The organism is Pseudonocardia sp., from assembly GCF_050250275.1.
Classification (GTDB): domain Bacteria; phylum Actinomycetota; class Actinomycetes; order Mycobacteriales; family Pseudonocardiaceae; genus Pseudonocardia.
This window is the reverse complement of the sequence record NZ_JBFWOY010000002.1, coordinates 1-24,121: the sequence shown is the minus strand read 5'-3', so window position 1 is coordinate 24,121 and position 24,121 is coordinate 1. Positions and strand designations below refer to the sequence as shown.

The following is a 24,121-nucleotide window of genomic DNA, read 5'->3' as shown; positions in this document are numbered from 1 at the left end:
CGCGGTCAGCGCTGCCGCAAGCGCTTGAGCATCCGGGGCAGCTCGCCCGCATGCGCGACCGTGAGCCGCTGCGTGGCGCGGGTCAGCGCCACATAGAGGTCGTTCGCGCCCCGGGGGGACTCCGCCAGGACCTCACCCGGCTCCACGAGCAGCACCGAGTCGAACTCCAGACCCTTCGAGGCGTTGATCGTCAGGACCACCACGGGCGCGTCGAGGTCGGCCGCCTCCGGGTCGTCCACCGCGTCCGCCCCGGGGGTCAGCGCGGCCCGCAGCGCCGCCACCCGCGCCACCGGCGCGAGCACCACGACGCGTCCCTCCCCCACCGCGTCCCGCTCCTCGGCGACGAGCCCGGCGAGCACCCCGTCGGTCCCGTCCAGCGAGCCCCCTGCGATCCGCACCGCGCGCGGCGGCACCCCGGTGCTGCGCACCGACCGCGGCGGCGCCAGCGACGGCTCGATCTCGGCGAGCACGTCGTCGGCGATGTCGGCGATCTCGGCGGGGGTGCGGTAGTTGACGGTGAGCTGCTCCAACCGCCACCGCTTCGCGACGAACGGGCCCAGCACCTCGTCCCACGACCGCGCCCCCGACCGGTCACCGGTCTGGGCGATGTCACCGACGATCGTCATCGACCGGCTCGGCACCCGGCGCATCACCAGCCGCCACGCCATCGCCGACAGCTCCTGCGCCTCGTCGATGATCACGTGCCCGTAGGTCCACTCACGGTCGGCCTCCGCCCGGTCGGCCGTCGTGTCGTAGCGACGCACCTGCTGCCGCTCGGCGAGCCGGTCGGCGTCGACGATGTCGGTGGCGCGCAACAGCTCCGGATCCAGCTCCTCCTCCAGGTCGAGGACGTCGAGCACCCCCTGGGCGTACTCGACCTCCTCCCGCAGCGCCGCCGCCGCGGCCGCGGCGGCGGCCGCCCCGTCGTCGCCGAGGAGCTCCGCGGCCTCGTCGAGCAGCGGCACGTCGGCCGGGGTCCAGCGGTCGTCGGGCTCCACGTCGGCGGCCGGGGCCGGCCGGTGGAGCAGGTCCCGGTCGGCCTGCGACAGCCTGCGCGCCACCGAGTTGAGCCGGCGCCGGTCGGCGAACAGATCGGTGAGCAGCTGCTCGGCCGACAGGGTCGGCCACAGCGCGTCGAGCTCACGCAGCAGCTGCGGGCTCTCCCCCAGCTCCTCGCGGATGTCCTCCAGGTCGGCCCGGCCCAGCAGGCCGCGCCCGCCCAGGTTCTGCATCACCTGCTGGGCCAGCAGCCGGATCGCCTCGGTGCGGAAGATCCGCTTCGCCTCGTTGTGCGGCTTGCGGGAACGCCGCGCCCGGGTCCGCGCCTGGTTGGCGACGTCGCGGTCGAGGCGCACCTGCTGCTGCTCCACGACGAGGTGGATCGGCCTGCGCGGGACCTGCTGACGGTCGCGCACCGCGGCGGCCACGACCGCCGCCATCTCCACGCCCCCCTTCAGCTCCGCGACCTCGGGGCCCTCGACCCGGCGCGCGTGCAGCCCGGGGAACAGCCGCGCGACCGTCGCCAGCACGACGCTCGTCTCCCCCAGCGACGGCAGGACCTGCCCGATGTAGCGCAGGAACGTCGGGTTGGGGCCGACGACGAGCACGCCGCGGCGGGCCAGCCGGTCGCGGTGGGTGTAGAGCAGGTACGCGGCACGGTGCAGCGCCACCGCCGTCTTACCCGTGCCGGGCCCACCCTGCACCACCAGCACCCCGGACGGCTTGGACCGGATGATGCGGTCCTGCTCGGCCTGGATCGTCGCGACGATGTCGCCCATCCGCCCGGTCCGCGCCTGCGTCACCGCGGCCATCAGGGCCGCTTCGCTGGTCAGCCCGGACTGGTTGCCGCGGGCCGCGGCATCGGCCAGGTCCAGCACCTCGTCGTCGATCGCGACGACCGTGCGCCGCCGCGTCCGCAGGTGCCGGCGGCGCCGCATACCCTCCGGCGACGCCGCGGTCGCCGTGTAGAACGGCTGCGCCGCAGGGGCCCGCCAGTCCATCAGCAGCGGCTCGTACTCGTTGTCCTCGTCGAGCAGCCCGAGGCGCCCGACGTAGCGGACCTCCCCGGAGTCGGCGTCGAGGCGGCCGAACGCCAGCCCGTGTTCGGCGGCGCGCAGCGCGGCCAGCCGGTCGGTGTACATCGCGGCGGCCGCGTCCCGCTCGGTCAACGCCTGCGGGGTACCGACCGTCTCGCCGTGCAACACGTCGTGCAGCCGGCGCGCGGTCTCCACGCGGCGGGCGTCGAGGCGCTGGTAGAGCATCTCGACGTAACCGCGTTCGTGCTCCAGCGCCGCGGCGGGATCGGTGTCCGGGACACCCGGACGGTCCGCAGCAGCCGAGTCGGGATCGGTGTCGAGGACCCCCGGATCGTTCGCGGGGGTGGGATCGCTGTCGTGGGACACGCTGTTGGACACCAGTGCGACTACCTTCGCGGGCGACGTGACGGATCGCCCGCCGACATGACTCGACCCGGCCGGGCGACTGTCCAACGTACCAGCGCACGGGTTTACCGTGGCGGGCGCCGAGGGTAGGTCAGCGCGTGCGCAGCTTCCTGCCGGCGCGCCGTGGCCCCCGACCGGGGCCCTGTGGCTGACCCGGCGCCCCCCGACCCCCCGGACCCCGACGGACCCGGGGACGACGGTACGCGCGACGCCTACGCCCACCTCGCGCCCCTGTTCGACGAGCTCGCCGACCTCGACGACGGTGACCCCCGCCATGCCGAGCTGCGGGAACGGCTCGTCACCGGGCACCTGCCCGTCGTCGTGCACATCGCGCGCCGGTTCGCGGGCCGCGGCGAACCCGTCGACGACCTCGAACAGGCCGGCACCGTCGGGCTCATCAACGCCGTCGACCGCTTCGACCCGGGGCGCGGCGTCGACTTCCTCTCCTACGCCGTACCGACGATCACCGGGGAGGTGCGCCGCCACTTCCGCGACCGGACATGGTCGATGCGGGTGCCGCGGCGGCTCAAGGAGCTGCAGAGCACCATCAACGGCGCCGTGGGCCTGCTGTCGCAGAACCTCGGCCGGGCGCCGCGCCCGACCGAGATCGCCGAGCACCTCGGCCTGCCGGTCGACGACGTGATCTCCGGGCTGGAGGCCCGCCAGGTGTACCGGTCCACCTCGCTCGACGAGCTCGTGGCCGGGTCGGAGTCGCAGATCGGTGACACCCTGGGCGTCGCGGACGCCGAGCTGGAGAAGGTCGACTACCGCCAGACCCTGGCCCCGCTGCTCGACGAGCTCCCCTCCCGCGAACGCACGATCGTCGTGCTGCGGTTCTTCGCGGGCATGACGCAGACCCAGATCGCCGACGAGGTCGGCATCTCACAGATGCACGTCTCCCGGCTGCTGGCCCGCACCCTGGCGGGGCTGCGCCGCCGGCTGGGCGGCGGCTGAGGCCGCGGCAGGTCGTGGCCGCCGGCGCCGCCGCCCGGGGGCTCAGCCGGGGTGGCGGCGGCGTGGGCCGCGGCCGTGGGGCTGCTCGACGGGCTCGACCGCCGGCACCGGCGGCATGTCCCGCACCACCGGGGCATCGGCCAGGGCGAGCGGCTCACCGTGGTGTCGCAGCCGCATCGGCGGGCCGCTGACCAGCCGGTACTCGACCTCGTCGGCGGTGATCGTGATCCGCAGCGACCGGCCGTGCCACAGCACCCCGAACGAGATGCGCGGCAACGACGACGGCAGGCGCGGCGCGAACGAGATGCCGTCGCGGTCGGTGCGCATGCCGCCGAACCCGGAGGCGACGGCGTTCCACGTCCCGGCCATCGACGCGATGTGCATGCCGTGGTCGGTGTTGCCGGCGAGGTCCCCGAGGTCGACGAGCGCGGCCTCGGCGAAGTAGTCGTAGGCCAGGTCGAGGTGGCCCGTCCACGCCGCCACGACCGCCTGCGTGGCCGCCGACAGCGACGAGTCCCGCACCGTGATCGCCTCGTAGTAGGCGAAGTTGCGGGCCATCTGCTCGCTCGTGAACGCGTCGGGCTGCAGCTGCATGGCCAGCACCAGGTCGGCCTGCTTGATCACCTGCTTGCGGTACAGGTCGAAGTACGGATAGTTCAGCAGCAGCGGGTACTTCTTCGCCGGGGTGCTCTCGAAGTCCCACATCTGGTGGTCGGTGAACCCCTCGGACTGGGGGTGCACGCCGAGGGTCTCGTCGAAGGGGATGCGCATGGACGCGGCGGCGTCGCGCCAGCTGGCCATCTCCTCGGCGTTGACGCCCAGCCGCGACGCGGCACGCGGGTTGCGCGCGGCCACGTCGGCGGCGTAGCGCAGGTTCAGCTGCGCCATCAGGTTCGTGTACACGTTGTTGTCGACGATCGCGGTGTACTCGTCGGGGCCGGTCACCCCGTCGATGCGGAACTGGCCGGCGGAGTCGTGGTGGCCCAGCGACCGCCACAGCCGCGCCGTCTGCACCAGGAGCTCCAGGCCGACCTCGCGCTCGAACTCCAGGTCACCGGTCGCGGCGACGTGGCGGCGCACCGCGTCGGCGATGTCGGCGTTGATGTGGAACGCGGCCGTGCCGGCGGGCCAGTAGCCGGAGCACTCGTGGCCGCGGATGGTCCGCCACGGGAACGCCGCGCCGGCGAGCCCGAGCTGCTCGGCCCGCTCCATGGCCTGCGGCAGGATGGAGCGCCGCCAGCGCAGCGCGTCGGCGGCCGCGTCGGGCGCCAGGTGCGACAGCACGGGCAGCGCGAACGTCTCGGTGTCCCAGAACGTGTGGCCGTCGTAGCCGTCGCCGGTGAGGCCCTTCGCGCCGATGGCGCGCCGCTCGGCGCGGGCGCCGGCCTGCAGCACGTGGAACACCGCGAGCCGCACCGCCTGCTGCAGCTCGGCGTCGCCGTCGATCTCGACGTCGGCGGTGACCCAGAAGTCGTCGAGGTAGGCCCGCTGCTCGGCGAGCAGGCCGTCCCAGCCGGTGAACCGGGCCGCGGCCAGCGCCGCGCGCACCTGGTCGTGCACCGCGGGCAACGACCGCCGCGACGACCAGCCGTAGGACAGGTACTTGACGATCCGCAGCGTCTCCCCCGGCTTGAGCCGGGCGATCACCGTGGTGCGGCCGATGTCCTCGGTGGCCTCCGACGACGTCTTCGTCGACTCCGGCCCGTACACCTCGTGGTCCATCGCCGCGGCGAGGCGCAGCCCGGACTGCCGGGTCTGGTGCACCAGTGTCGCGCCGGCGCTCTCGCTGCGGTGCTGCTCGGACACCAGCGGCTCGGCCAGCGCCGCGTCGACGCGGGGGTCGCCGTTGGCGCGCTGCGGGAGCTGCTCGTTGGCCACGAGCTCGGACTGCACGACGAGCGTCGTCGGCGCGTCGACGGCCTCGACCTCGTAGCAGATCGCCGCGATGGCCCGCTGCGTCAGCGACACCAGCCGGGTGCTGCGCACGCGGATCGTGCGGTCGGCGGGCGAGGCCCACTCGACCTCGCGGGTGAGCGTCCCCGCCTGCAGGTCGAGCACCCGCTCGTGCCGGTTGAGGGTGCCGTAGCGCAGGTCGAACGGCTCGTCGTCGACCAGCAGCCGGATGAGCTTGCCGTTGGTGACGTTGATGATCGTCTGGCCCGACTCGGGGTAGCCGTAGCCGCCCTCCGCGTACGGCAGCGGCCGCCGCTCGTAGAGCGAGTTCAGGTACGTGCCGGGGATGGCGTGCGGTTCGCCCTCGTCGAGGTTGCCGCGCATGCCGATGTGGCCGTTGGACAGCGCGAACACCGACTCGGTCTGGCCCATCGCCTCCAGGTGCAGCGCCGGCTCGCGCACGCACCACGGCTCGACGGTGAACGGCCGCCCGGTCTCCGCGGCGGTCACCGGGACGCCCCGTCGAGAAGCTCCGCGAGGTCGTCGACGACGACCGTCGCGCCGTGCTCGCGCAACGCCGCGGCCTGGTCGAGCCGGTTCACCCCGACGACGGCGACGAACCCGCCCGCGCGACCCGCCTCCACCCCGGCCAGCGCGTCCTCGAACACGACGGCCTCACCGACGCCGACCCCGAGGTCGGCCGCGGCGGCGAGGAACGTGTCGGGCGCGGGCTTGCCGGGCAGCGACCGCTGCTTGGCGACGACGCCGTCGACCCGGTGGTCGACGTAGCGTGCCAGGTCGGCGACCTGCAGGACCTGCTCGGCGTTGGCCGACGACGACACCACCGCGGTGGTCAGCCCGGCCGCGCGCACCGCCTCCAGGTAGCGGAGCGAGCCCGGGTAGACGTCGACGCCGTTGGTCCTGATCTTCTCCTGGACCATGTCGTTCTTGCGCGTCGACAGGCCCCAGACCGTGTCGGCGGAGGGGCCGTCGTCCGGGCCGCCCAGGGGCAGCTCGATACCGCGGGAGCGCAGGAACGCCGCCGTGCCCTCCATCCGGGGCCGGCCGTCCACGTACGGCCCGTAGTCACTCGACAGGTCGAACGCCCGGAACGGCTCGCCCGTGCGTTCCGCCCGAGCACGCAGGAAGTCGTCGAACATCTGCTTCCACGCTGCGGCGTGGACGCTCGCGGTGTCGGTGAGGACCCCGTCCAGATCGAACAGGCAGGCGCGCGTCGCGTCCGGGAGACCCAGCATGGCCGGAACCGTATCTCCCGATCATCACGGTCGCGCGACGGCCCGGTGAACGCCGGCCGTCACCGGAGGGTGGCTGCGGCCGGGCGGACCGCCCAGGTCCGGCCCGTGGCGGTCTCGGTGATCGTGTCGACGCAGTGCTCGCCGTCCGCGGCCGCCGCCACGGTGACCGCCCCACCCTCGGGCCGCGGCTCGACGACCTCCTGCACCACCGCCCTGACCTGGGCGAGCACCTCCAGCGGGGTGACCGCGACGTCGTCGATCCCGGGTGCCGACGACACCGCGGCGGTGAGCCGTTTGCCGAACCGGGCCTGTTCGAGCTGCAGGTAGGCCCGCACCGAGTCCAGCTCGTCGCGCAGGGTGATCGTGTCGTCGGTGGGGCGGTCGGCCGCCCGGGTCAGGTCGGCGAACCCGAGCAGCAGCTCCCGGGCCCGGCCCGGATCGGTGCGCACCAGCGAGGCGATCGTGTTCAGCGAGTTGTAGACGAAGTGCTGCTCCAACCTGCGCGCCTGCACCTGGGGGGCAGCGGCGGCCGGCGGTTCCGCGGCGGGCGCAGGCGCAGGCGGGGCCGCGGCCGGTGCCGGGGGCTCCCCGGGGCCGTCGAGGTCGACCGGGTGCCCCTCGACCGCCACCCCGTCGTCCCAGCGGCGGTCGTCCCAGTGGCCGTCGTCCGAGTGACCGTCGTCGGCGAACACGTCGTCCCACAGGCCGTCCTCGACGTCCTCCGGCGCGACGAGACCCCGCCACACCGGCAGCCGGAGCCGGCCGCCGGCGGTCCACTCGGTGAACTCGACCTGCCCGACCAGCCGCGGCACCGCCCACCGGGCGTCGCGGGCCACGCCCGCGGGCACCTCGCCCGCGAAGGCCGGTTCGCCGGTGCCGAGGTCGGGCAGCAGCGCGGTCACCGCCGCGCGCGGGGCACCCGCGCCGATACCGACGCGACCGACGTAGCGCAGCCCGGCCGGGCCGGGCACACCCAGCAGCAACGCGGCGACGGTGTCGGGGCGCTCGGGCGAGGCGGGCGTCCACCCGCCGACGACGACCTGGCGCGACTGCCGCAACGGCACCCGCAACCAGTTCCGCGACCGCCGCCCCGGCTGGTACGCGGAGTCGAGCCGCTTGGCGTACACGCCGTCGAGCCCGTAGCGCCGCGCCGTGGCCAGCACGTGCCCGGCGTCGTTCGCGGGCCACGACGGCGACAGCACGACCGGCTGCTCGGCCAGCCCGAGGTCGTCGACCAGCTCGCGGCGCCGCCGGTAGGGCAGCGCCGTCGTCGCCTCCCCGTCGAGCCACAGCAGGTCGCTGACGAAGAAGCCCACCGGCACGTCGGCCACCAGCGTCGCGCTCGGCCGCTGGGTGGCGGTGCGGCGCATCAGCAGCCGCCTGCTCGGCACCCCCGCGTCGTCGAGTGCGACGACCGTCCCGTCGAGGATCACCCCGCGCCGTGGGGCCTTGCCCGCCAGCACGTGCAGCTCCGGGAACGCCGAGGTGACCGACCGGTCCCGGGCGGTGAGCAACCGGACGCGGCCGGGGCGCGCGTAGGCGACGGCGCGCAACCCGTCCCACGCGAACTCGACGGCCCAACCCGGGCCGGTCGGCAGGTCCCCGGTGGCCGCCTGCATGGGCGGCACCAGATCGGGCATCCCGCCCGTGTCCGCCCGGCCCATCACGTGGCTCAGCGTAGTTCGCGGGCCCTGTCCCGGACGCCGCCCGTCGGCCGTACGGGCGCCACGGCGGGACGAACGGAGATCAACTGGCGTCCCGGGAGCGCCGAACGGTCGGCCCCGCACCCCTGCGCGCCCTCGGGATCGCCGTGACCTGCGACGACCGCTCCCGCCCCCGGCTGTCGACGACGCCGTTCACCCGCTCGGCGCACATCACCGGTCACCGAACACCCCGGCGCCGCACCCGCTCCGTGGGCGGGGCACGATCGACCCACCATGACCAGCACCCTCGCCGACCGGCTGCCCTCCCCCGACGACCCCGACGCCCTCGTCGAGACCTTCGCCGAGTGGGCGTTCGAGGAGCAGGGCCTGTCGCTCTACCCGGCGCAGGAGGAGGCGCTGCTGGAGCTCGCGACCGGCGCGAACGTCATCCTGTCCACGCCCACCGGCTCCGGGAAGTCGCTCGTCGCCATCGCCGCGCACGCGGTCGCGCTGGCCCGCGGCGAGCGGACGTTCTACACCGCGCCGATCAAGGCGCTGGTCAGCGAGAAGTTCTTCGCGCTGTGCGCGGTGTTCGGCGCCGACAAGGTCGGCATGCTCACCGGCGACGCCGCGGTCAACGAGACCGCGCCGATCATCTGCTGCACCGCCGAGATCCTCGCCAACATCGCGCTGCGCGGCGGCCGGGGCGCCGACGTCGGCTCGGTGATCATGGACGAGTTCCACTTCTACGCCGACCCGGCGCGCGGCTGGGCGTGGCAGGTCCCGCTGATCGAGCTGCCGCAGGCACAGTTCCTGCTGATGAGCGCCACCCTCGGCGACGTCTCGTTCTTCCGCGACGACCTCACCCGCCGCACCGGCCGCCAGACCGCGGTGATCACCTCGGCGGAACGGCCCGTGCCGCTGCACTACCGCTACGTCCTCACGCCGCTGCACGAGACGATCGACGAGCTCCTCGCGACGCACGAGGCGCCCGTCTACGTCGTGCACTTCACCCAGCAGGCCGCCGTCGAACGGGCGCAGTCGCTGATGAGCGTCAACGTCTCCACCAAGGAGGACAAGGCCGCCATCGCCGACCTGATCGGCGCGTTCCGGTTCACCGCCGGGTTCGGCAAGACCCTGTCCCGGTTGGTCCGCCACGGCATCGGCGTCCACCACGCCGGGATGCTGCCGCGCTACCGCCGCCTCGTCGAGACCCTCGCCCAGGCCGGCCTGCTCAAGGTCATCTGCGGCACCGACACCCTCGGCGTCGGCATCAACGTCCCCATCCGGACGGTGCTGTTCACCGCCCTCACCAAGTACGACGGCGTGCGCGTGCGGGGGCTCAAGGCGCGCGAGTTCCACCAGATCGCCGGGCGCGCGGGCCGGGCGGGCTACGACACCGTCGGCACCGTCGTCGCCGAGGCGCCCGACCACGAGGTGGAGAACGCCCGGCTGCTCGCCCGCGCGGGCGACGACCTGAAGAAGCGCAAGCGGATCGTCCGCAAACAGCCGCCGGAGGGGTTCGTCGGCTGGAGCGCGACGTCGTTCGAACGCCTCCAGACCGCCCAGCCCGAGGCGCTGACGAGCCACTTCGTCGTCACCCACTCGATGCTGCTCAACGTCATCTCCCGCCCCGGCGACGCCTTCGCCGCGATGCGGCACCTGCTGGAGGACAACCACGAGCCCCGCGACCGGCAGCGCCGCCACATCCTGCGCGCCATCGCGATCTACCGGGCGCTGCGCGACTCCGGGGTCGTCGAGGAGCTCCCCGAGCCCGACGCCGAGGGCCGCCGCGTCCGCGTCGTCGGCGACCTGCAGCTCGACTTCGCGCTCAACCAGCCGTTGTCCCCGTTCGCCCTCGCCGCCGTCGAGCTCCTCGACCGGGAGTGCCCGACCTACGCCCTCGACGTGCTCTCCACCATCGAGGCCACCCTCGACGACCCGCGCCAGGTGCTGCACGCGCAGGAGAACAAGGCGCGCGGTGACGCCGTGCAGAAGATGAAGGCCGACGGCATCGAGTACGAGGAGCGCATGACCCTGCTCGAGGACGTCACCTACCCCAAGCCGCTCGCGGAGAGCCTCGACGCCGCGCTGGAGACCTACCGCCGCGGACACCCCTGGGTCGCCGACGCCCGGCTCTCCCCCAAGTCCGTCGTGCGGGACATGTCCGAGCGGTCGATGACGTTCGTCGAGTACGTCGGGTACTACCAGCTCGCCCGCTCCGAGGGTCTCGTCCTGCGCTACCTCGCCGACGCCTACCGCGCGCTGCGCCAGACCGTGCCCGACGATGCCAAGACCGAGGAGCTCACCGACCTCGTCGAGTGGCTCGGCGAGCTGGTCCGCCAGGTCGACTCCAGCCTCCTCGACGAGTGGGAGGCCCTCGCCGCGGGCGCCGGGGCCGGCGACGAACCCACTCCCCCCTCCCTCGACCAGGGCCCGGCCGGCGTCACCCGCAACGTCCGTGCGTTCCGGGTGCTGGTGCGCAACGCCCTGTTCCGCCGCGTCGAGCTGGCCGCCCTGCGGCGCTGGGACCTGCTCGGCGAGCTCGACAAGGACGCCGGCTGGGACGCCGCGGCCTGGCAGGAGGCGTTCGACCCGTACTGGGACCTGCACGACGACATCGGCACCGGTCCCGACGCCCGCGGCCCCCAGCTGGTGTCGATCGAGGTCGAGCCCGAGCGCTGGCGCGTCCGTCAGGTCCTCGACGACCCCGCGGGCGACCGCGACTGGGCCATCACAGCCGAGGTCGACCTCGCGGCGTCCGACGAGGCCGGCGAGGCCGTCGTCTGGGTCACCGGCGTCTCCGACGCGACGGACTGGGCCCTCCCCTCGTAGCGGTTCGTGTCGGCTGGGACCGTCGGCGACGGTCCCAGCCGGTGCGGCGTGGCTCCTTTGTCGTCGCGGTGCGTCAATCTATGGTTTACAGCGTGAAGTACGACGAAGCGCAGCGCTGGCTGGCCAAGGCCGGCCCCTTTCCCGACTCCGGTGAACCGTCCCTGGTCGAGCAGCTCGACCGGCTCAAGGAACTCGCCGCGAACGACACGTTGCCGCACAGCGGCATCGCCGTCTGGTACGCGCTGGTCCAGGAGATGCGCCGGCTCGCCGACTACTACGAACGCGACCTCATCCGCGGCCTGCGCTCCGACGGCATGACCTGGGCCCAGGTCGCCCACGCCGTCGAGGCCCAGCTGTCGAGCCGGCAGGCCGCGCACGCGAAGTGGAAACGCCTGATCGACCCGGGCCGCCGCACGACGACCGGCGACATGCGCCGCGGCGGCCGGCCCAAGGACCCGCCCGCCCTCTCCCCCGGCGAGTAGTCCGCGGCCCCCGCCGCGTGCCCGGGAGTCCTGGTGACCGTCATCGAGCGTGTCATCAGCGCGTCCCGGGCGCGCTCACAGCACGTTCACCAGGAGGCCGGCGCGCGAGCGTGGCGCGCGCGTCGGCCGGCCGCGCGCGCGCCACGCACGACGGCGCCGGGGTCACCGGGCCGCAGGCCATCCCCGCGCCGGTCCCCGCGGCGGATCGTGCGGCGGTCGTGTCAATGATTCGTTGCCAACGGATGTCGTTCGTCGTCGGAGTGCGCAATCGGAGGTGGTCCCCGGCGGAGGTGGCCCCAGCGGAGCTCGTTCCGGCGGAGCTCGTTCCGGCGGAGCTCGTTCCGGCGGAGCTCGTTCCGGCGGAGCTCGTTCCGGCGGAGCTCGTTCCCGGCGGCGTCAGCCCGGGCGGCGCAGCCGCACGGCCACGAACTCCACGACGCGGATGGCAGCCGGGAGGTCGGCGTCCACGTCGTCGGGGTGGACCTCTCCCCCGAGGTACTCGACCTCGTTGCGGCGCCGCCGCACCCTGTCGAAGGGCCGCAACGCCTCGGCCCGCGCATACATGGCGACGACAGCCCGCTGCACCGCCAGGTGCCCGCCCCTGCTGGTCGCCCGCAGGCCGTGCGCCGCGAGCAGCGCCGCGCAGGCCTTGCGCATGGCGTCGTAGAGCGCGGTGTAGGCGAGCTCGGGGTCGTCGTCGACCAGGGCGTGCGCCGACTCCAGGTGCCGGCGGGCCGACGCGACCGCTCTCGCGGCCGCGTCGGGATCGGCGGGGACGCGTTCGAGGCGGCCGGCGGCCAGGAGCGCGTCGAGCTCACGCTGCCCCTGCCGGTCCACCGGGCGAACCTACCGGCGCGGGACCGGCACGCGCGCCGACCCGCGCACGCGTGTCACGAAGCCGTCGCCGCCGGTCTCCCAGCGCCGGGGCGCGACGACGGTCGCGTTGACCGGCAGGCCGATGCGCTCCTCGGCCCGCGTCGCGGCGTCGTGCACGGCGTCGCGGTCGGGGGTGCCGACGACGAGCACGTCGACGTCGGCCGGCGGTGCGCCGCGCTCCCCGCGGTACCGGGCCGCCCACGACCCGAAGACCTCCAGGAGGTCGACGTCGTCGAGGTCGGCGAACTCCTCGGCCAGCACCTGGACCGGGCCGAAGCTCAGCGTCACGAGCTCGGTGAGCGGCGCGGTCGCGGGCGACGCGGGATCGGCGGAGACGAGGCGCGCGTTGCCGACGCGGCGCGACCGCAGGATGCCCGCCTCCTCGAGGCGGCTCGCCTCACGCTGGACGGCGGCGAGCGATCCTCCGGTGCGGGCGGCGAGCGCGGTGAGGGTCAGCTCGGTGCCGGGCACGACGAGCAGGACCGCGAGGAGGTCGCCCTGGAGCCGGCTGCGGAACACCGGCAGCAACGGCGGAGCAGGTGCTACCACATAACGCAAGGTACCTTGCGTTATGTGGTAGCACCAGTGCCACCGCCGCGCGTCGTGTCAATCATTCGTTCACGGCGTGGGGTCAGCCGATCTCGCTGCGCGGCAACAGCCGGTCCGCGATCATCTTCGCCTGGATCTCGCTGGTGCCCTCGAAGATCGTCGTCAGCCGGGCGTCGCGCCAGTGCCGCTCCACCTGGTGCTCGGTGGTGTATCCGTTGCCGCCGTGCAGCTGGATACCGTCACCGGTGACCTCCGCGGCCATCTCCGTGGCCAGCAGCTTCACCATCGCGGCCTCCCGCCCGCACGGCTCGCCGAGATCGATCAGATGCGCCACGTGCTGGTAGAACGCCCGCGCCTGCTCCACCCGCGCCGCCATCCGGGCGAGGGTGAACCGCACGGCCTGGAAGTCGCCGATCGGACGCTCGAACTGCCGGCGCTGCTGCAGGTACCCGATGCAGTCCTCGACCGCCGCGCGCGCCAGCCCCACGGCCCGGGCGGCGGTGTGCACGCGCGCGATCGTCAGCCACCTCTGCGTCTCGGCGAACCCGCCCGCGGTGATCTCGTTCGCCGCCGGGACGCGCAGCCCGTCGAACTCCAGGTCCCAGGTGACGAACCCGTGGTAGCCGATCTTGTCGATCGGCGACCCCGTCAGCCCCGCCGGGAACGTGCCCGGCTCCTTCTCCACCAGCAGCGTCGCGAGCCCGGCCGACCGCTTCTCCCCCGGCTGCGGGTCGGCGGTGCGCACGAGCACCTGGATGAAGTCCGCCGCCTTCGCGTTGCCGATCCAGCGCTTGCGCCCGGTCAGGACGAAGTCGTCACCGTCGCGGTCGGCGCGGGTCGAGACGGCCGCGAGGTCGGACCCGGCGTCGGGCTCCGACAGCGCGATCGCCCCGATCCACTCCCCCCGTGCGCTGCGCGCCAACAGCTCCGCCCGGCGCTGGGCGTCGCCGACACCGGTCCCCGCGCCCTGGGCACGGGCGATGATGCTGCCGACGCTCATCCACGCCCGAGCCAGCTCCTCGGCCACCATGAAGTACTCGTAGGCGCCCAGGCCGAGGCCGCCGTACTCGGTGCCGACCGTGATGCCGAAGAAGCCCAGCTCCCCCATCTCGGCGAGCAGCGACCGCGGGATCTCGCCCTTGCGCGGGTCGAGCTCGTTCGCGACGGGGAGCACGCGGTGCATCGCGAACCGGCGGGCGGCGGCCTGCAGTGCGACACGGGCATCGGTCCGGTACTGCGGCGGGACCTCCGGCAGCGGCGGCGGGAGGAGATCGTCGTCCATCCGCTGGTTGTGCCACACGCAGCGGGTGTCCGCACCCCGGGACGGGCGGAGCGCTGACCCCGGGCGTGTCAGGAGCGCGACCTGAACGCGCTGACGACACATCCGGTGGCGGGCACCGCGCCCACCGTGTCGAGAGCGCGACCCGGCAGCGCTGACGACACGCTCGACGGCGGGCGGCCGCGGCCCGACGAGCCCCCGGCGCAGCCCGGACGTTCACGGCGCAGCCCGGACGTGAGCGGTGCGGGCGCGTCAGAGGCGGCGCAGGCCGTCCAGGACGCGGGTGAACAGCTCCTCGTCCGGGGCCCCCGCGGTCGTGGTGCCGTGGACCTGCAACGCCCCGGACACGACGATGTCGCCGATCAGGACGCGGGCCACCCCGAGCGGGGCACCGAGGGCGGCGGCGACCTCGGCCACGGAGCAGGCGACGACACAGCGGTCGAGGACGGCCCGGTGCGCGGGCGAGGGCACCGCCCGGCCGGCGCCGGACCGGGTGCTGACGAGCGTCTCCAGCCCGAGGTCGACCCGTGCCCGGGTCCGGCCGCCGGTCAGCACATAGGGCCGCACGGACGGCATCGACGGGTCGGCGGGGAGGTCCGGCGCGGGTGCCGGGGCGGCGACGGGGATGGCGTCGGTCGTGGGCTCGTGGTCGACGACGCGCGGCGCGGACCGGGCCTCCCTGCGCCGCCGTGGTGCCCCGCCGAAGCGCGCGCCGGTGCGTCCGACGACCGGTCCGGCGTCGTCGGGCTCGTCGTCCGGTTCGTCCGGCACGCTCCACCTCCACCCGCCATCGGACGTGACCGGTGTTGCCGGGGCGTGACACCGGCGTTCCGCCGACATGACGATTCCCCCCGGCCCCCGGCACGGGGCGGGCGCAGCGATCCGCCCCACACCGGACCCGGCGCACCGGGCCGGGAACTGTGCGTGACGGCGCAGGCCAAGTAGTTTGCCCGGCATGATCCGCACCTCGGCCGTCGGACGCATGTGGTTCGCCGCGACGGCGATCGTGGTGCTGGTCGCGATCGTCGTGCAGGGGGTCGTCTCGGCCCGGGGCAACCCGTACTCGCTGTTCGACACGCCCGGTGAGCGGCTGGCGAACATGCTGGCGTTCTTCACGATCCTGTCGAACCTGCTCGTCGGCATCACGTTCGCGGCGATCGCGCTGCGCCAGGGCCCCTACCCGCGGCTGCTGCGCGTGCTGCACCTCGACGCGGTGCTCGGCATCGCGGTGACGGGCATCGTCTACAACCTGGTGCTCGCCCCGCTGTTCGACCTGTCCGGGGCGGCGTGGCTGACGAACCTGCTGCTGCACGTCGTCGTCCCGGTCATGGCGGTGCTGGGCTGGCTGGTGTTCGGGCCGCGCGGCCAGGTCGACACGACGACGGTCCTGCTGTCCACGGCCTACCCGATCCTGTGGCTGGCCTTCACGCTGGTGCGGGGGGCCGTGACGGACTGGGGCCCGAACCCGCCGTGGTACCCGTACCCGTTCGTCGACGTGGGCGAGCTGGGCTACGGCCGGGTCGCGATCAACTGCCTGGTCATCGCGGTGCTGTTCCTCGGGCTGGCGTTCGGGGCGAATGCGCTCGACCGGTTCCTGACGCGGCGGTTCCACCCCGGTGCGGCGGTGGCCGGGGCAGGTGGCGCGGCCCGGGCCACGCCGCGGACCGGTCCGGACGTGGCGGGCGCCGCGGCCGGCGCCGCACGCCCGCCGGTGCGCATCGGGGTCCAGCTCCAGCCCCAGCACGCCGACTACGCCCGGATCCGCGACGCCGTCGCGGAGGCCGAGGAGGCGGGTGTCGACGTCGTCTTCAACTGGGATCACTTCTTCCCGCTGCGCGGCGACGCCGACGGCAAGCACTTCGAGTGCTGGACGATGCTGGGGGCCTGGGCGGAGGCGACGGAGCGGGTCGAGATCGGGGCGTTGGTGTCGTGCGCCGGGTACCGCAACCCGGAGTTGCTGGCCGACATGGCCCGCACCGTCGACCACATCAGCGGGGGGCGGCTGATCCTGGGCATCGGGGCGGGCTGGTTCCGCCGCGACTACGACGAGTACGGCTACGACTTCGGCACCCCCGGGTCGCGGCTGGCGACCCTGGCCGACGCGCTGCCCCGTATCCAGGCCCGCTGGGAACGGTTGAACCCGCCGCCGACGCGGACGATCCCGATCCTCGTCGGCGGCGGCGGGGAGCGGAAGACGTTGCGCTACACCGCCGAGCACGCCGACATCTGGCACGGCTTCGGCGACGCCGAGACGATCGCGCACAAGAGCCGGGTACTCGACGAGCACTGCGCGGACGTGGGGCGCGACCCGGGGGCGATCGCCCGGTCGGCGGGGGTGCAGTCGGCGCCGGAGGAGGTCGCCGACGCCATGCTCGCCGCGGGGGTGTCGCTGTTCACGATCGGTGTCGGCGGCCCCCGCTACGACCTGGGCCTGCTGCGCGACTGGATCGCCTGGCGCGACGCGCTGCCCCCCGGCTGACCGGCGCTCAGCCCGTCCGCGCCGTCGTCAGCAGGTCGGCGAGGGCGCCGAGGGCGGTGGCGCCGGCCGTGTCGGCGGCGGGGACGAGCCCGATGAACGCCGCGTAGCCGTGGATCAGGCCGGGTCCGGGGACGTGGGTGACGGTGACCCCGGCGGCGCGCAGCCGCTCGGCGTAGGCGTCACCCTCGTCGCGCAGCGGGTCGAACTGGGCGGTGGCCACGACCGCGGGTGCGACGCCCGAGACGTCGGCGTGCTGCAGGTCGACGAGCGGGTCGGTGGAGCCGCCCGGCAGGTACTGCTCGTAGAACCAGCGCATGTCCGACGCGGTGAGGAAGTAGCCCTCGCCGTTCTCGCGTACCGACGGGGAGCTCTGCGTGGGGTCGGTGGAGGGGTACCAGAGCAGCTGGGCGGCGAGCGGGATCCCCTCGTCGCGGGCCACGAGCGCAGCTCCGGCGGCGAGGCTCGCCCCGGCGCTGTCGCCGGCGACGGCGAGCGGCCGGTCGGGGAACGCGGTGCGGGTCCAGCGCAGGCCCGCCATGGCGTCACCGAGCGGGACGGGATGGGGGTGTTCGGGCGCGAGCCGGTAGTCGACCGCGACGACGACGGACCCGGTCACGCCGGCGACCTTGCGGCACACCGGGTCGTGCGTGTCGAGGTCGCCGACGACCCAGCCGCCGCCGTGCAGGTAGGTGACGACGCCGCCGCGGTCGTCGAGGGGCCGGTACACGCGGATGCGGATCGGTCCGGCGGGGCCGTCGATCTCGTCGTCGGCGACATCGGCGACGGGGAACGGCACGTAGTCGGCGCCGCGGCGGGCGAGCGAGAGCGCCCGGTAGTGCTCGCGGGTCTCGACGGCCGAGCCGCGGATCAGCGGCAGCGCGCCGTTGGCCTCGAGCGTGTCGAGCACGGTCCGGAACCGGGGGTCGAGAGCGGGAGCTGGGACGTCGTCGGTCACCTCCGCACCGTATGTCACACCGGTGGCTCTGGGCAGCACATGATCGGGGGTGCAGGATCGCGGGTCGACGCCGTCTCCCGATCTCCGCCGAGGTGACCATGCATGTGACCAGAGGTTTCACCGGACGCGGTCATGCGGCCCGCGACCCGCGGCTGCCACCGGGGCAGTACGACGCCCACGACGACTGGCCCGTCCTCAACGCGGAGCCCACGCCACGGCTGCGGACCGACCGGTGGACGTTCACCGTCGAGGGCCTCGTCGGGAACGAGACGACATGGACGAGGGACGAGATCCGGGCGTTGCCGACGTCGCGGTACGAGGGCGACATCCACTGTGTGACGAGCTGGTCGAAGCTGGACATGACGTTCACCGGGGTGTCGCTGGACCTGCTCCTGGAAGCAGCGGTCCCGGATCCCGCGGCGGCGTTCGTGATGGCGGTGTCGCACACCGGGTACACGACGAACCTGCCGCTGGCCGACGTCCGCTACGGCAAGGCGTGGGTCGTGTGGGAGGCCCAGGGCCGGGAGCTGACGCCCGAGCACGGCGGCCCGGCGCGGCTGCTGGTGCCGCACCTGTACTTCTGGAAGAGCGCGAAGTGGGTGTCGGGGCTGCGGCTCATGGCCGAGGACGAGCAGGGCTTCTGGGAACGCAACGGCTACCACGACCGCGGGGATCCGTGGCGTGAACAGCGCTATCAGGGGGACGACTGATGTCGGCGCCGGGGGCGTCCGTGCCCGTGACGACCGGCAGGCCCGGACGCTGGCAGGTCGCGACCGTCGTCGGGGACCATTGGGAGACGCCGCGGGCGCGGACGTTGCGGCTGGACCTGGGCGGGGAGCTCGCGTTCCTCGCGGGCCAGCACCTGTTGCTGCGGCTCACCGCGCCCGACGGTTACACCGCGCAGCGCTCCTACTCGATCGCGTCCGCGCCGTCGTCGACGCCGGGCGGGTCGCGGTTCGTGGAGCTCACCGTCGAGCGGCTTCCCGGCGGGGAGGTCTCGCAGTTCCTGTGCGACGAGGTCGTCGTGGGCGACACGCTGGAGGTCCGGGGGCCGATCGGGCGGTGGTTCGTGTGGTCGGGTGACGAGCCGGTCGTCGGTGTGGCGGGTGGCTCGGGCACGGTGCCGCTGATGGCGATGGTGCGCCGGGCGCGCGCGCTGGGGCGTCCGGAGCTGGTGCGGTTGCTGGTGTCGGCGCGCCGGCCGGAGGACCTGTACTTCGCCGACGAGCTGCCCGGTCCGGGGACGACGGTCGTCTGGACGCGGGAGGCGCCGCCGGGTTCCGGGCGTGCGCCGGGGCGGCTGCGGGCCGCCGACCTCGCCGCGCTGCTCGACGGTGACGGGCAGGGTCGCACGGTCTTCGTCTGCGGGTCGCCGCCGTTCTGTGACGCGGTGACCGACCTGCTCGCCGAGCTGTCGGTTCCGGCGACCCGGGTGCGGGTGGAACGGTTCGGCCCCTCGCGGTGAGCACCCGGACCGACACTTTCGAGTGAGTTCTGCTCGTCAGGGGCGACGCGGCCGGGCGGACTGGACACTCTGGGCGCATGGACTTGCGGAGGCGGCGCACCGACGATCACTCGGACGGGCAGGATCGGCGTCCCTCCGATCACCGCCGGGCGACGTCGGCCGTCGCCGTCGGCGCCCTGGTGGTGACGTTGGCCGCCGGCTGGGTGGCCGCGACCGACCCGGCGGCGGCGAACCGCGGCTGGGACGCCGGGCACGTCTGGGCGACCTCCCAGCTGAGCTAGCTGTACTGCCCCGAGGGGTTGGTCAACCTGCTGAGCGAGGGCAGGCCACCGGTCCGCACGGGACGTCGAGAACGCCATGCAGTCCGCCCACGCGAAGACTGCACGAGCCGAAGCCCAACTCGACGCGCCCTTCCCCCACGCCGCGGCCCCGAGACAGCCCGCCTGGTGGCCCGCGACCTCGACCGGCAGATGGCCGAGGGGCTGCCGAGCAGGAACGGCTCCCGGCCGACCGCCACCCGGGAGAGCCCGACCTTCGATGTTCGTAGCCGTGCCTCAGGGTTCGACTGAAGTCGTGTGCGCACCGGCCTTCGAGCTGCGCCCTCCGGATCACATGAGGGGCATCATTTCTCCGTTTTCGCGCTCCGCAGGAATCCGGTTACTGCGGACCTCATCTTCGCTGCCGACTCCGGGTGCGTCGCTATTGCGTGTGGGGCGTCCGGGAGATAGAGCATCTCGTGCGCGGGGATGCGGCGGCTGACTTCCGCGCCGAGTCGCGGGCCTGTGATCCAGTCGTGCGGGCCGGATTGAATGATCAGGACCGGACACGATATTTCCGAAAGGTCCGCGGTGGTGTCGTGAGCGCTGCAGGCGTCGATCAATGCCAGGTGGGCATCCGTCGCGTAGCGGATGTCGCTCCAGGCTCCCTGCGGCCCGAGAAGCTCTTCGTGATGCGCAGCAAAGTAGTCCGGCAGGTGACACATGGCTGCACAAGCACTCTGGAAGGACTCGAACGAGTTCAGGCGTAGCTGGTAGAGCGCGTCGAACTGGCTCTTCAGCAGCGGGTCCGCACTCGCCCAGGACTGCCCGAGGATCGCACTGGTCACGATCTCGGGATGACGGATCGCGATCTGCTGGGCGATGCATCCACCGAGTCCGCCCCTCCCGTAGAGGTGCGCCCGTGGAACGTCCAGAGCAGTCAGGAGAGCCGAGACATCGTCGGCATAGAGCCGGGTACCGGGCTCTCGGCCCAGCCCGCCCACAGACCGCCCGATGCCCCGGTGGTCGTAGACGATGAGCTGGAACTCCTCCAGCAACTCGCTGGGGTAACCGGCGAAACCGTGGCCCGCGCCCGTCCCCCAGCCGGTGAGGCACACGACGGGCTCACCTTCGCCTATGACCTCGTAGTACATCGTGAAGTCATCGATCGCGACGTGCGGCATCACAGCTCCTCACAGCTGGTCCGGGAACGGTTCTCGACGCGCCACATTCACTTTTCAGCGGATGCCAGTTGCCCGAGGAACGGGTCCACGCCCCCTGGGTCGAGGTCGCCCGAGAGATACGCGGTGCCGGCGATCGACGCGTCGTTCCCGCGGTCGTGGTTCGTGGTCGGACCGTGCCGGACCGGCGTCGGGTCGGGGATGAGCGGCGGCTGTCCGGAGAGCAGTTCGAATGCGCGCCCGGCTCGGCAGCAGGCGTTCTCGTTCCACGGGCGCGCCGTGAACTGGACTGACAGCGGCAGACCGGTGGGCGTGCGGCCTGCAGGCACGGCGAGGGCCGGGAACCCGGTGAGGTTGGCGTGCGCGGTCAGCAATGCGTATCCGCGGTGGAGTGGCACGGTCTCGTCGTCCACGGTCAGGTTCAGCTGGTCCAGCCGCGGGGCGGTGGTGACGGTGGTGGGTGTGAGCAGCACGTCCACGTCCTCCAGCGCGGCGTAGGTGCGGCGCTGGGCGTCGGCGCGTCGCTGGAGCAGCGCGAAGTACTCGGCAGCCGTCACCCCTCGGCCTGCGTCCAACCGCTGGACTGCCACGGGGTCCATCCGGTCGTGGTGATCGGCATGACTCGCGTGGATCCAGGCAGCTTCGGCGAAGACGATCGCGTAGGAGAGGTCGTGCAGCTCACGTGCGGGCGGTAGGCCGCTCACGGGAACGATCTGCGCCCCGCCGTCGCGGAAGGCCTCGACCGCCTCCCCTACCGCGCGCTCGGTCGCGGTGTCGACGAGCGGGCGCCACCAGTCCGGAGCAACACCGATACGGAGCGAGCGGACGTCCACCTGGGTCGTCGGCTCGTATCCGATCGGGACCGTACGCGGATCGGACGGGTCGTACCCGGAGATGACGGCCAGGAGGCGGGACGCGTCCGCGACGGTGCGCGCCATCGGCCCGACGACCTCGGCGTGCCAGGAACACGGCATCACGCCGTGGCGACCGACCCGGCCCATCGTCGGTTTCAGGCCGACGACGCCGCTCCAGGCGGCCGGCATCCGCACCGAGCCGCCGGCATCGGTCCCGACGGCGAGGGGGATGGTGCCGGCGGCGAGACCTGCGGCGGCTCCGCACGAGGACCCACCGGTCCAGTGCCCGGGGTTCCAGGGGTTGCGGGTGGGCCCGAAGGCGGGGTTGAGCGGTCCGCCGATGCCGAACTCGGTCGTGGCGTCCTTGGTGACGACGATCGCGCCCGCGGCGCGGAGCCGGGCCACGACCGTGGCGTCGGTGCGCGCGTGGCGGTGGCGGTAGACGCGGGAGCCGCCCGTGCAGGGCAGGCCGGCGACGTCGATGACGTCCTTGATCCCGATCGGAACACCCTCGAGTGGACGAGGTGTCCCGGCGCGCCAACGCTCCGCCGAGCGTGCAGCGTCGGCGGCGGCGGCGGTGTCCGGGGCGGTGTGCCAGTGGGCGTTGATGACCGGGTTCACGGCGGCGATGCGTGCGAACGTGCGGGCGATGATCTCCGGTGGGGAGAACGCGCCCTCGCGGTAGCCGGTGAGGAGCTCGGATGCGGTGTGGGGGGTGATGTCGCTCGCCGTCACGGTGCCTCCCGCACGAGCTGCCGGGTGATCCGGGCCAGGCGCGCGCCCTGGAGCCGGCAGGCGCGCAGTGCGTCGTCGTCGGGCGGGGCCGACCTCCGGGACACGAACGAGCCGCCGTAGGGGTTGCCCGACTCCATCAGGTGCGGGTCGGTGTAGCCGAGCGCGACGATGATCGATCCCCAGTGGTAGAAGACGTTGTTCATCGCGAGGATCGTCGACTCCAGCCCGCCGTGCCGGGTCGAGGCGCTGGTGAACGCCGCCCCCACCTTGTCGACGAGTTTGCCCTGCATCCACAGGCCGCCGGTGGTGTCGAGGAACTCCTTGAGCTGGCCCGCGGGCCCGCCGAAGCGGGTGGGGCTGCCCAGTGCGATGCCGTCGGCCCACTCGAGGTCGGCGAGGGTGGCGGTCTCGTCGTAGGGGTTGTTCTCGACCCAGGCCCGCCAGCGCGGGTTGCGGTCGATCGCCTCGGCGGGCGCCAGTTCGACGACGGGCCGCACCCGCACCTGCGCGCCCTCCTCGGTCGCGCCCGCGGCGAGTGCCTCGGCCATCGCGGCGATGTTGCCCGTCGCGGAGTAGAAGACGACGGCGATCCGCGGCATGACGTGGTCACCGCTCATCTGGTCGCCGCTCATGAGATCACTGCCTTGCCCGCCAGCAACGACTTCGCCACGACGGTGCGCAGCACGTCGTTGGTGCCCTCACCGATCGACATCAACGGGGCATCCCGGTAGAGCCGCTCCACCTCGAACTCGGTGGAGTAGCCGTACCCGCCGTGGATACGCATCGCGTCCATCGCGCACGACAGCGCCGCCTCCGACGCCACGATCTTCGCCATCCCCGACTCGGTGTCCATCCGAACACCCTCATCCATCCGCGACGCGGCCCAGTACGTCATCAACCGCGCCGACTGCAGCGCCACCGCCATCTCCGCCAGCCGCAGCTGGATCGCCTGGAAGTCCCCGATCGGCCCGCCGAACGCGGTCCGCTCCCGCGCATACGACAACGCCTCGTCATAAGCCCGCTGCGCGACCCCGACACTGCGGGCCGCGATGTTGATCCGCCCGGTCTCCAGCGCGGACAGCGCCTGCTGCAGCCCGCGGCCCTCGACCCCACCCAGCAACTGCGACGCCGGGACCCGCACGTCGGTGAGCACGACCTCGCACGACTCGGTGCCCTTGTAACCGAGCTTGCCGATGTCCGCGGTCACCTCGAAACCCTCCGACGAGGCCTCCACCAGCAGGATCGACATCCCCCGGTGCGCGGGCGACGCCGCCGGGTCGGTCTTCACCAGCACCGGCAACGGATCGGCATGACGCGCGTTCGTGATCCACATCTTGGTGCCGTTGACGATGTAGTCCGCGTCATCACCGCCACCGTCTCTCTTGGCGACGGTCGTGATGCCCTGCAGGTCCGTACCCGCACCGGGCTCGGTCAGCGCGATCCCCGTGCGCCGCTCCCCCGTCGCCAGCTCCGGCAGGTAGCGGCGTTTCTGCTCCTCCGTGCCGTGATGGGCCAGCATCCAACTCGACACCGAATGACTGCCCAAAATGCCGGCGACGCCCATCCAGCCCCGCGAGATCTCCTCGAACGTCAACGCGAAGCTCACGTTGTCCGCACCCAGGCCGCCGTACTCCTCCGGGATGACCAACCCGAACAGCCCCAGATCGCGCATCCCGGCGACGATCTCCGTCGGGTAGCGGCCCTCGCGTTCCCACTCCCGCGCGACCGGCACGATCTCCCGGTCCACGAACTCACGCAACGTCTGCCGGAACAGCCGCTGCTCATCGTTGAGCCCGAAATCCATCTCAGTCCTTCCCCAGCACACCGGCCGCGCGCAGCGCCGCGATCCGGTCGTCGTCATAACCGAGGCCGCGCAGCACCGCATCGGTGTGCTCACCCATCGCCGGGGCCGCGCGAGTCGGGACACGATCCTCACCCGGCGCACCCACCCGCACCGCCGAGCGCAGCGACCGCACCGTCCCGAACC

General features: G+C 73.3%; 20 protein-coding genes and 2 pseudogenes. 8 read left to right on the top strand and 14 right to left on the bottom strand.

What is annotated here, in order from left to right:
- Nucleotides 1-5: 5 nt before the first annotated feature.
- Nucleotides 6-2,261: a HelD family protein gene (locus tag AB7F12_RS02185; RefSeq protein ID WP_428500088.1), complete on the bottom strand. Its 2,256-nt coding sequence runs from the start codon at nucleotides 2,259-2,261 to the stop codon at nucleotides 6-8.
- A gap of 324 nt (nucleotides 2,262-2,585) precedes the next feature.
- On the opposite strand from AB7F12_RS02185, the gene AB7F12_RS02180 reads away from it, so the two are divergent.
- A complete protein-coding gene (locus AB7F12_RS02180; RefSeq protein ID WP_428500061.1) occupies nucleotides 2,586-3,395 on the top strand; it encodes a SigB/SigF/SigG family RNA polymerase sigma factor in 810 nt (269 codons plus the stop codon).
- 42 nt (nucleotides 3,396-3,437) lie between these two features.
- Here AB7F12_RS02180 and AB7F12_RS02175 read toward each other — a convergent pair whose 3' ends face one another.
- Genes AB7F12_RS02175 through AB7F12_RS02165 form a run of 3 tightly spaced genes read right to left on the bottom strand, consistent with a single transcriptional unit; the run spans nucleotide 3,438 to nucleotide 8,208 of the window.
- Nucleotides 3,438-5,798: a glycoside hydrolase family 65 protein gene (locus tag AB7F12_RS02175; protein ID WP_428517108.1), complete on the bottom strand. Its 2,361-nt coding sequence runs from the start codon at nucleotides 5,796-5,798 to the stop codon at nucleotides 3,438-3,440.
- Complete coding sequence (locus AB7F12_RS02170) at nucleotides 5,795-6,544, bottom strand: beta-phosphoglucomutase family hydrolase (RefSeq protein WP_428502507.1); 750 nt, start codon at nucleotides 6,542-6,544, stop codon at nucleotides 5,795-5,797. The genes AB7F12_RS02175 and AB7F12_RS02170 overlap by 4 nt, the downstream gene beginning before the upstream one ends.
- Before the next feature lie 59 nt (nucleotides 6,545-6,603).
- On the bottom strand, nucleotides 6,604-8,208 hold the full coding sequence (locus tag AB7F12_RS02165; RefSeq protein ID WP_428517860.1) for a histidine kinase: 1,605 nt from the start codon (nucleotides 8,206-8,208) through the stop codon (nucleotides 6,604-6,606).
- Between the two features lie 273 nt (nucleotides 8,209-8,481).
- On the opposite strand from AB7F12_RS02165, the gene AB7F12_RS02160 reads away from it, so the two are divergent.
- Complete coding sequence (locus AB7F12_RS02160; RefSeq protein WP_428502508.1) at nucleotides 8,482-11,022, top strand: DEAD/DEAH box helicase; 2,541 nt, start codon at nucleotides 8,482-8,484, stop codon at nucleotides 11,020-11,022.
- Nucleotides 11,023-11,114: 92 nt separating this feature from the next.
- Nucleotides 11,115-11,504 carry a hypothetical protein gene (locus tag AB7F12_RS02155; RefSeq protein ID WP_428502509.1) on the top strand — a complete coding sequence of 130 codons (390 nt, stop codon included), beginning with the start codon at nucleotides 11,115-11,117 and terminating at the stop codon, nucleotides 11,502-11,504.
- Nucleotides 11,505-11,900: 396 nt separating this feature from the next.
- Here the strand turns inward: AB7F12_RS02155 and AB7F12_RS02150 are convergent, their stop codons facing one another.
- The 4 genes from AB7F12_RS02150 to AB7F12_RS02135 all read right to left on the bottom strand — a co-directional run bounded on the left by AB7F12_RS02150 (nucleotide 11,901) and on the right by AB7F12_RS02135 (nucleotide 14,979).
- The gene (locus tag AB7F12_RS02150) at nucleotides 11,901-12,341 is read right to left on the bottom strand and encodes a hypothetical protein (RefSeq protein ID WP_428502795.1); all 441 of its coding nucleotides are present in this window, start codon (nucleotides 12,339-12,341) and stop codon (nucleotides 11,901-11,903) included.
- Nucleotides 12,342-12,350: 9 nt separating this feature from the next.
- Nucleotides 12,351-12,929 (bottom strand): ArsR family transcriptional regulator, encoded by a 579-nt coding sequence (locus AB7F12_RS02145; RefSeq protein WP_428502796.1) that lies wholly within the window; start codon nucleotides 12,927-12,929, stop codon nucleotides 12,351-12,353.
- A gap of 82 nt (nucleotides 12,930-13,011) precedes the next feature.
- Complete coding sequence (locus AB7F12_RS02140) at nucleotides 13,012-14,211, bottom strand: acyl-CoA dehydrogenase family protein (RefSeq protein ID WP_428502797.1); 1,200 nt, start codon at nucleotides 14,209-14,211, stop codon at nucleotides 13,012-13,014.
- 249 nt (nucleotides 14,212-14,460) lie between these two features.
- Nucleotides 14,461-14,979: a DUF742 domain-containing protein gene (locus AB7F12_RS02135; protein ID WP_428502798.1), complete on the bottom strand. Its 519-nt coding sequence runs from the start codon at nucleotides 14,977-14,979 to the stop codon at nucleotides 14,461-14,463.
- Nucleotides 14,980-15,163: 184 nt separating this feature from the next.
- On the opposite strand from AB7F12_RS02135, the pseudogene AB7F12_RS02130 reads away from it, so the two are divergent.
- Both AB7F12_RS02130 and AB7F12_RS02125 read left to right on the top strand, forming a co-directional pair.
- Nucleotides 15,164-15,787: pseudogene (locus tag AB7F12_RS02130) on the top strand (Pr6Pr family membrane protein); the annotation flags it as partial.
- Between the two features lie 96 nt (nucleotides 15,788-15,883).
- Nucleotides 15,884-16,687: an LLM class F420-dependent oxidoreductase gene (locus AB7F12_RS02125; RefSeq protein ID WP_428502538.1), complete on the top strand. Its 804-nt coding sequence runs from the start codon at nucleotides 15,884-15,886 to the stop codon at nucleotides 16,685-16,687.
- A 7-nt stretch (nucleotides 16,688-16,694) separates the two neighbouring features.
- Here the strand turns inward: AB7F12_RS02125 and AB7F12_RS02120 are convergent, their stop codons facing one another.
- On the bottom strand, nucleotides 16,695-17,642 hold the full coding sequence (locus AB7F12_RS02120; RefSeq protein ID WP_428502537.1) for an alpha/beta hydrolase: 948 nt from the start codon (nucleotides 17,640-17,642) through the stop codon (nucleotides 16,695-16,697).
- A 98-nt stretch (nucleotides 17,643-17,740) separates the two neighbouring features.
- On the opposite strand from AB7F12_RS02120, the gene AB7F12_RS02115 reads away from it, so the two are divergent.
- The 3 genes from AB7F12_RS02115 (at nucleotide 17,741) to AB7F12_RS02105 (ending at nucleotide 19,388) form a co-directional block, all read left to right on the top strand.
- Nucleotides 17,741-18,352 (top strand): sulfite oxidase-like oxidoreductase, encoded by a 612-nt coding sequence (locus AB7F12_RS02115; RefSeq protein WP_428502536.1) that lies wholly within the window; start codon nucleotides 17,741-17,743, stop codon nucleotides 18,350-18,352.
- A 20-nt stretch (nucleotides 18,353-18,372) separates the two neighbouring features.
- Nucleotides 18,373-19,107 (top strand): FAD-binding oxidoreductase, encoded by a 735-nt coding sequence (locus AB7F12_RS02110; RefSeq protein WP_428517110.1) that lies wholly within the window; start codon nucleotides 18,373-18,375, stop codon nucleotides 19,105-19,107.
- Nucleotides 19,108-19,184: 77 nt separating this feature from the next.
- On the top strand, nucleotides 19,185-19,388 hold the full coding sequence (locus AB7F12_RS02105; RefSeq protein ID WP_428502534.1) for a hypothetical protein: 204 nt from the start codon (nucleotides 19,185-19,187) through the stop codon (nucleotides 19,386-19,388).
- Nucleotides 19,389-19,729: 341 nt separating this feature from the next.
- Here the strand turns inward: AB7F12_RS02105 and AB7F12_RS02100 are convergent, their stop codons facing one another.
- The 5 genes and pseudogenes from AB7F12_RS02100 to AB7F12_RS02080 form a co-directional block, all read right to left on the bottom strand.
- Nucleotides 19,730-20,548 (bottom strand): alpha/beta fold hydrolase, encoded by an 819-nt coding sequence (locus tag AB7F12_RS02100; RefSeq protein ID WP_428502533.1) that lies wholly within the window; start codon nucleotides 20,546-20,548, stop codon nucleotides 19,730-19,732.
- A 47-nt stretch (nucleotides 20,549-20,595) separates the two neighbouring features.
- Nucleotides 20,596-22,134: an amidase gene (locus AB7F12_RS02095; protein WP_428502531.1), complete on the bottom strand. Its 1,539-nt coding sequence runs from the start codon at nucleotides 22,132-22,134 to the stop codon at nucleotides 20,596-20,598.
- The gene (gene wrbA, locus AB7F12_RS02090; RefSeq protein ID WP_428502530.1) at nucleotides 22,131-22,766 is read right to left on the bottom strand and encodes an NAD(P)H:quinone oxidoreductase; all 636 of its coding nucleotides are present in this window, start codon (nucleotides 22,764-22,766) and stop codon (nucleotides 22,131-22,133) included. The genes AB7F12_RS02095 and wrbA overlap by 4 nt, the downstream gene beginning before the upstream one ends.
- Nucleotides 22,763-23,938 (bottom strand): acyl-CoA dehydrogenase family protein, encoded by a 1,176-nt coding sequence (locus AB7F12_RS02085; RefSeq protein ID WP_428517112.1) that lies wholly within the window; start codon nucleotides 23,936-23,938, stop codon nucleotides 22,763-22,765. Before AB7F12_RS02085 ends, wrbA begins: the two co-directional genes overlap by 4 nt.
- Nucleotide 23,939: 1 nt before the next feature.
- Nucleotides 23,940-24,121: pseudogene (locus tag AB7F12_RS02080) on the bottom strand (CoA transferase); the annotation flags it as partial.

Bases quoted from the DNA above. Each gene is read 5' to 3' on its own strand.
- wrbA (WP_428502530.1), bottom strand. From the start codon at position 22,766: ATGAGCGGCGACCAGATGAGCGGTGACCACGTCATGCCGCGGATCGCC.
- AB7F12_RS02185 (WP_428500088.1), bottom strand. From the start codon at position 2,261: ATGCTCTACCAGCGCCTCGACGCCCGCCGCGTGGAGACCGCGCGCCGG.
- AB7F12_RS02085 (WP_428517112.1), bottom strand. From the start codon at position 23,938: ATGGATTTCGGGCTCAACGATGAGCAGCGGCTGTTCCGGCAGACGTTG.
- AB7F12_RS02140 (WP_428502797.1), bottom strand. From the start codon at position 14,211: ATGGACGACGATCTCCTCCCGCCGCCGCTGCCGGAGGTCCCGCCGCAG.
- AB7F12_RS02165 (WP_428517860.1), bottom strand. From the start codon at position 8,208: ATGGGCCGGGCGGACACGGGCGGGATGCCCGATCTGGTGCCGCCCATG.
- AB7F12_RS02160 (WP_428502508.1), top strand. From the start codon at position 8,482: ATGACCAGCACCCTCGCCGACCGGCTGCCCTCCCCCGACGACCCCGAC.
- AB7F12_RS02100 (WP_428502533.1), bottom strand. From the start codon at position 20,548: ATGCCGCACGTCGCGATCGATGACTTCACGATGTACTACGAGGTCATA.
- AB7F12_RS02115 (WP_428502536.1), top strand. From the start codon at position 17,741: ATGCATGTGACCAGAGGTTTCACCGGACGCGGTCATGCGGCCCGCGAC.
- AB7F12_RS02105 (WP_428502534.1), top strand. From the start codon at position 19,185: ATGGACTTGCGGAGGCGGCGCACCGACGATCACTCGGACGGGCAGGAT.
- AB7F12_RS02170 (WP_428502507.1), bottom strand. From the start codon at position 6,544: ATGCTGGGTCTCCCGGACGCGACGCGCGCCTGCCTGTTCGATCTGGAC.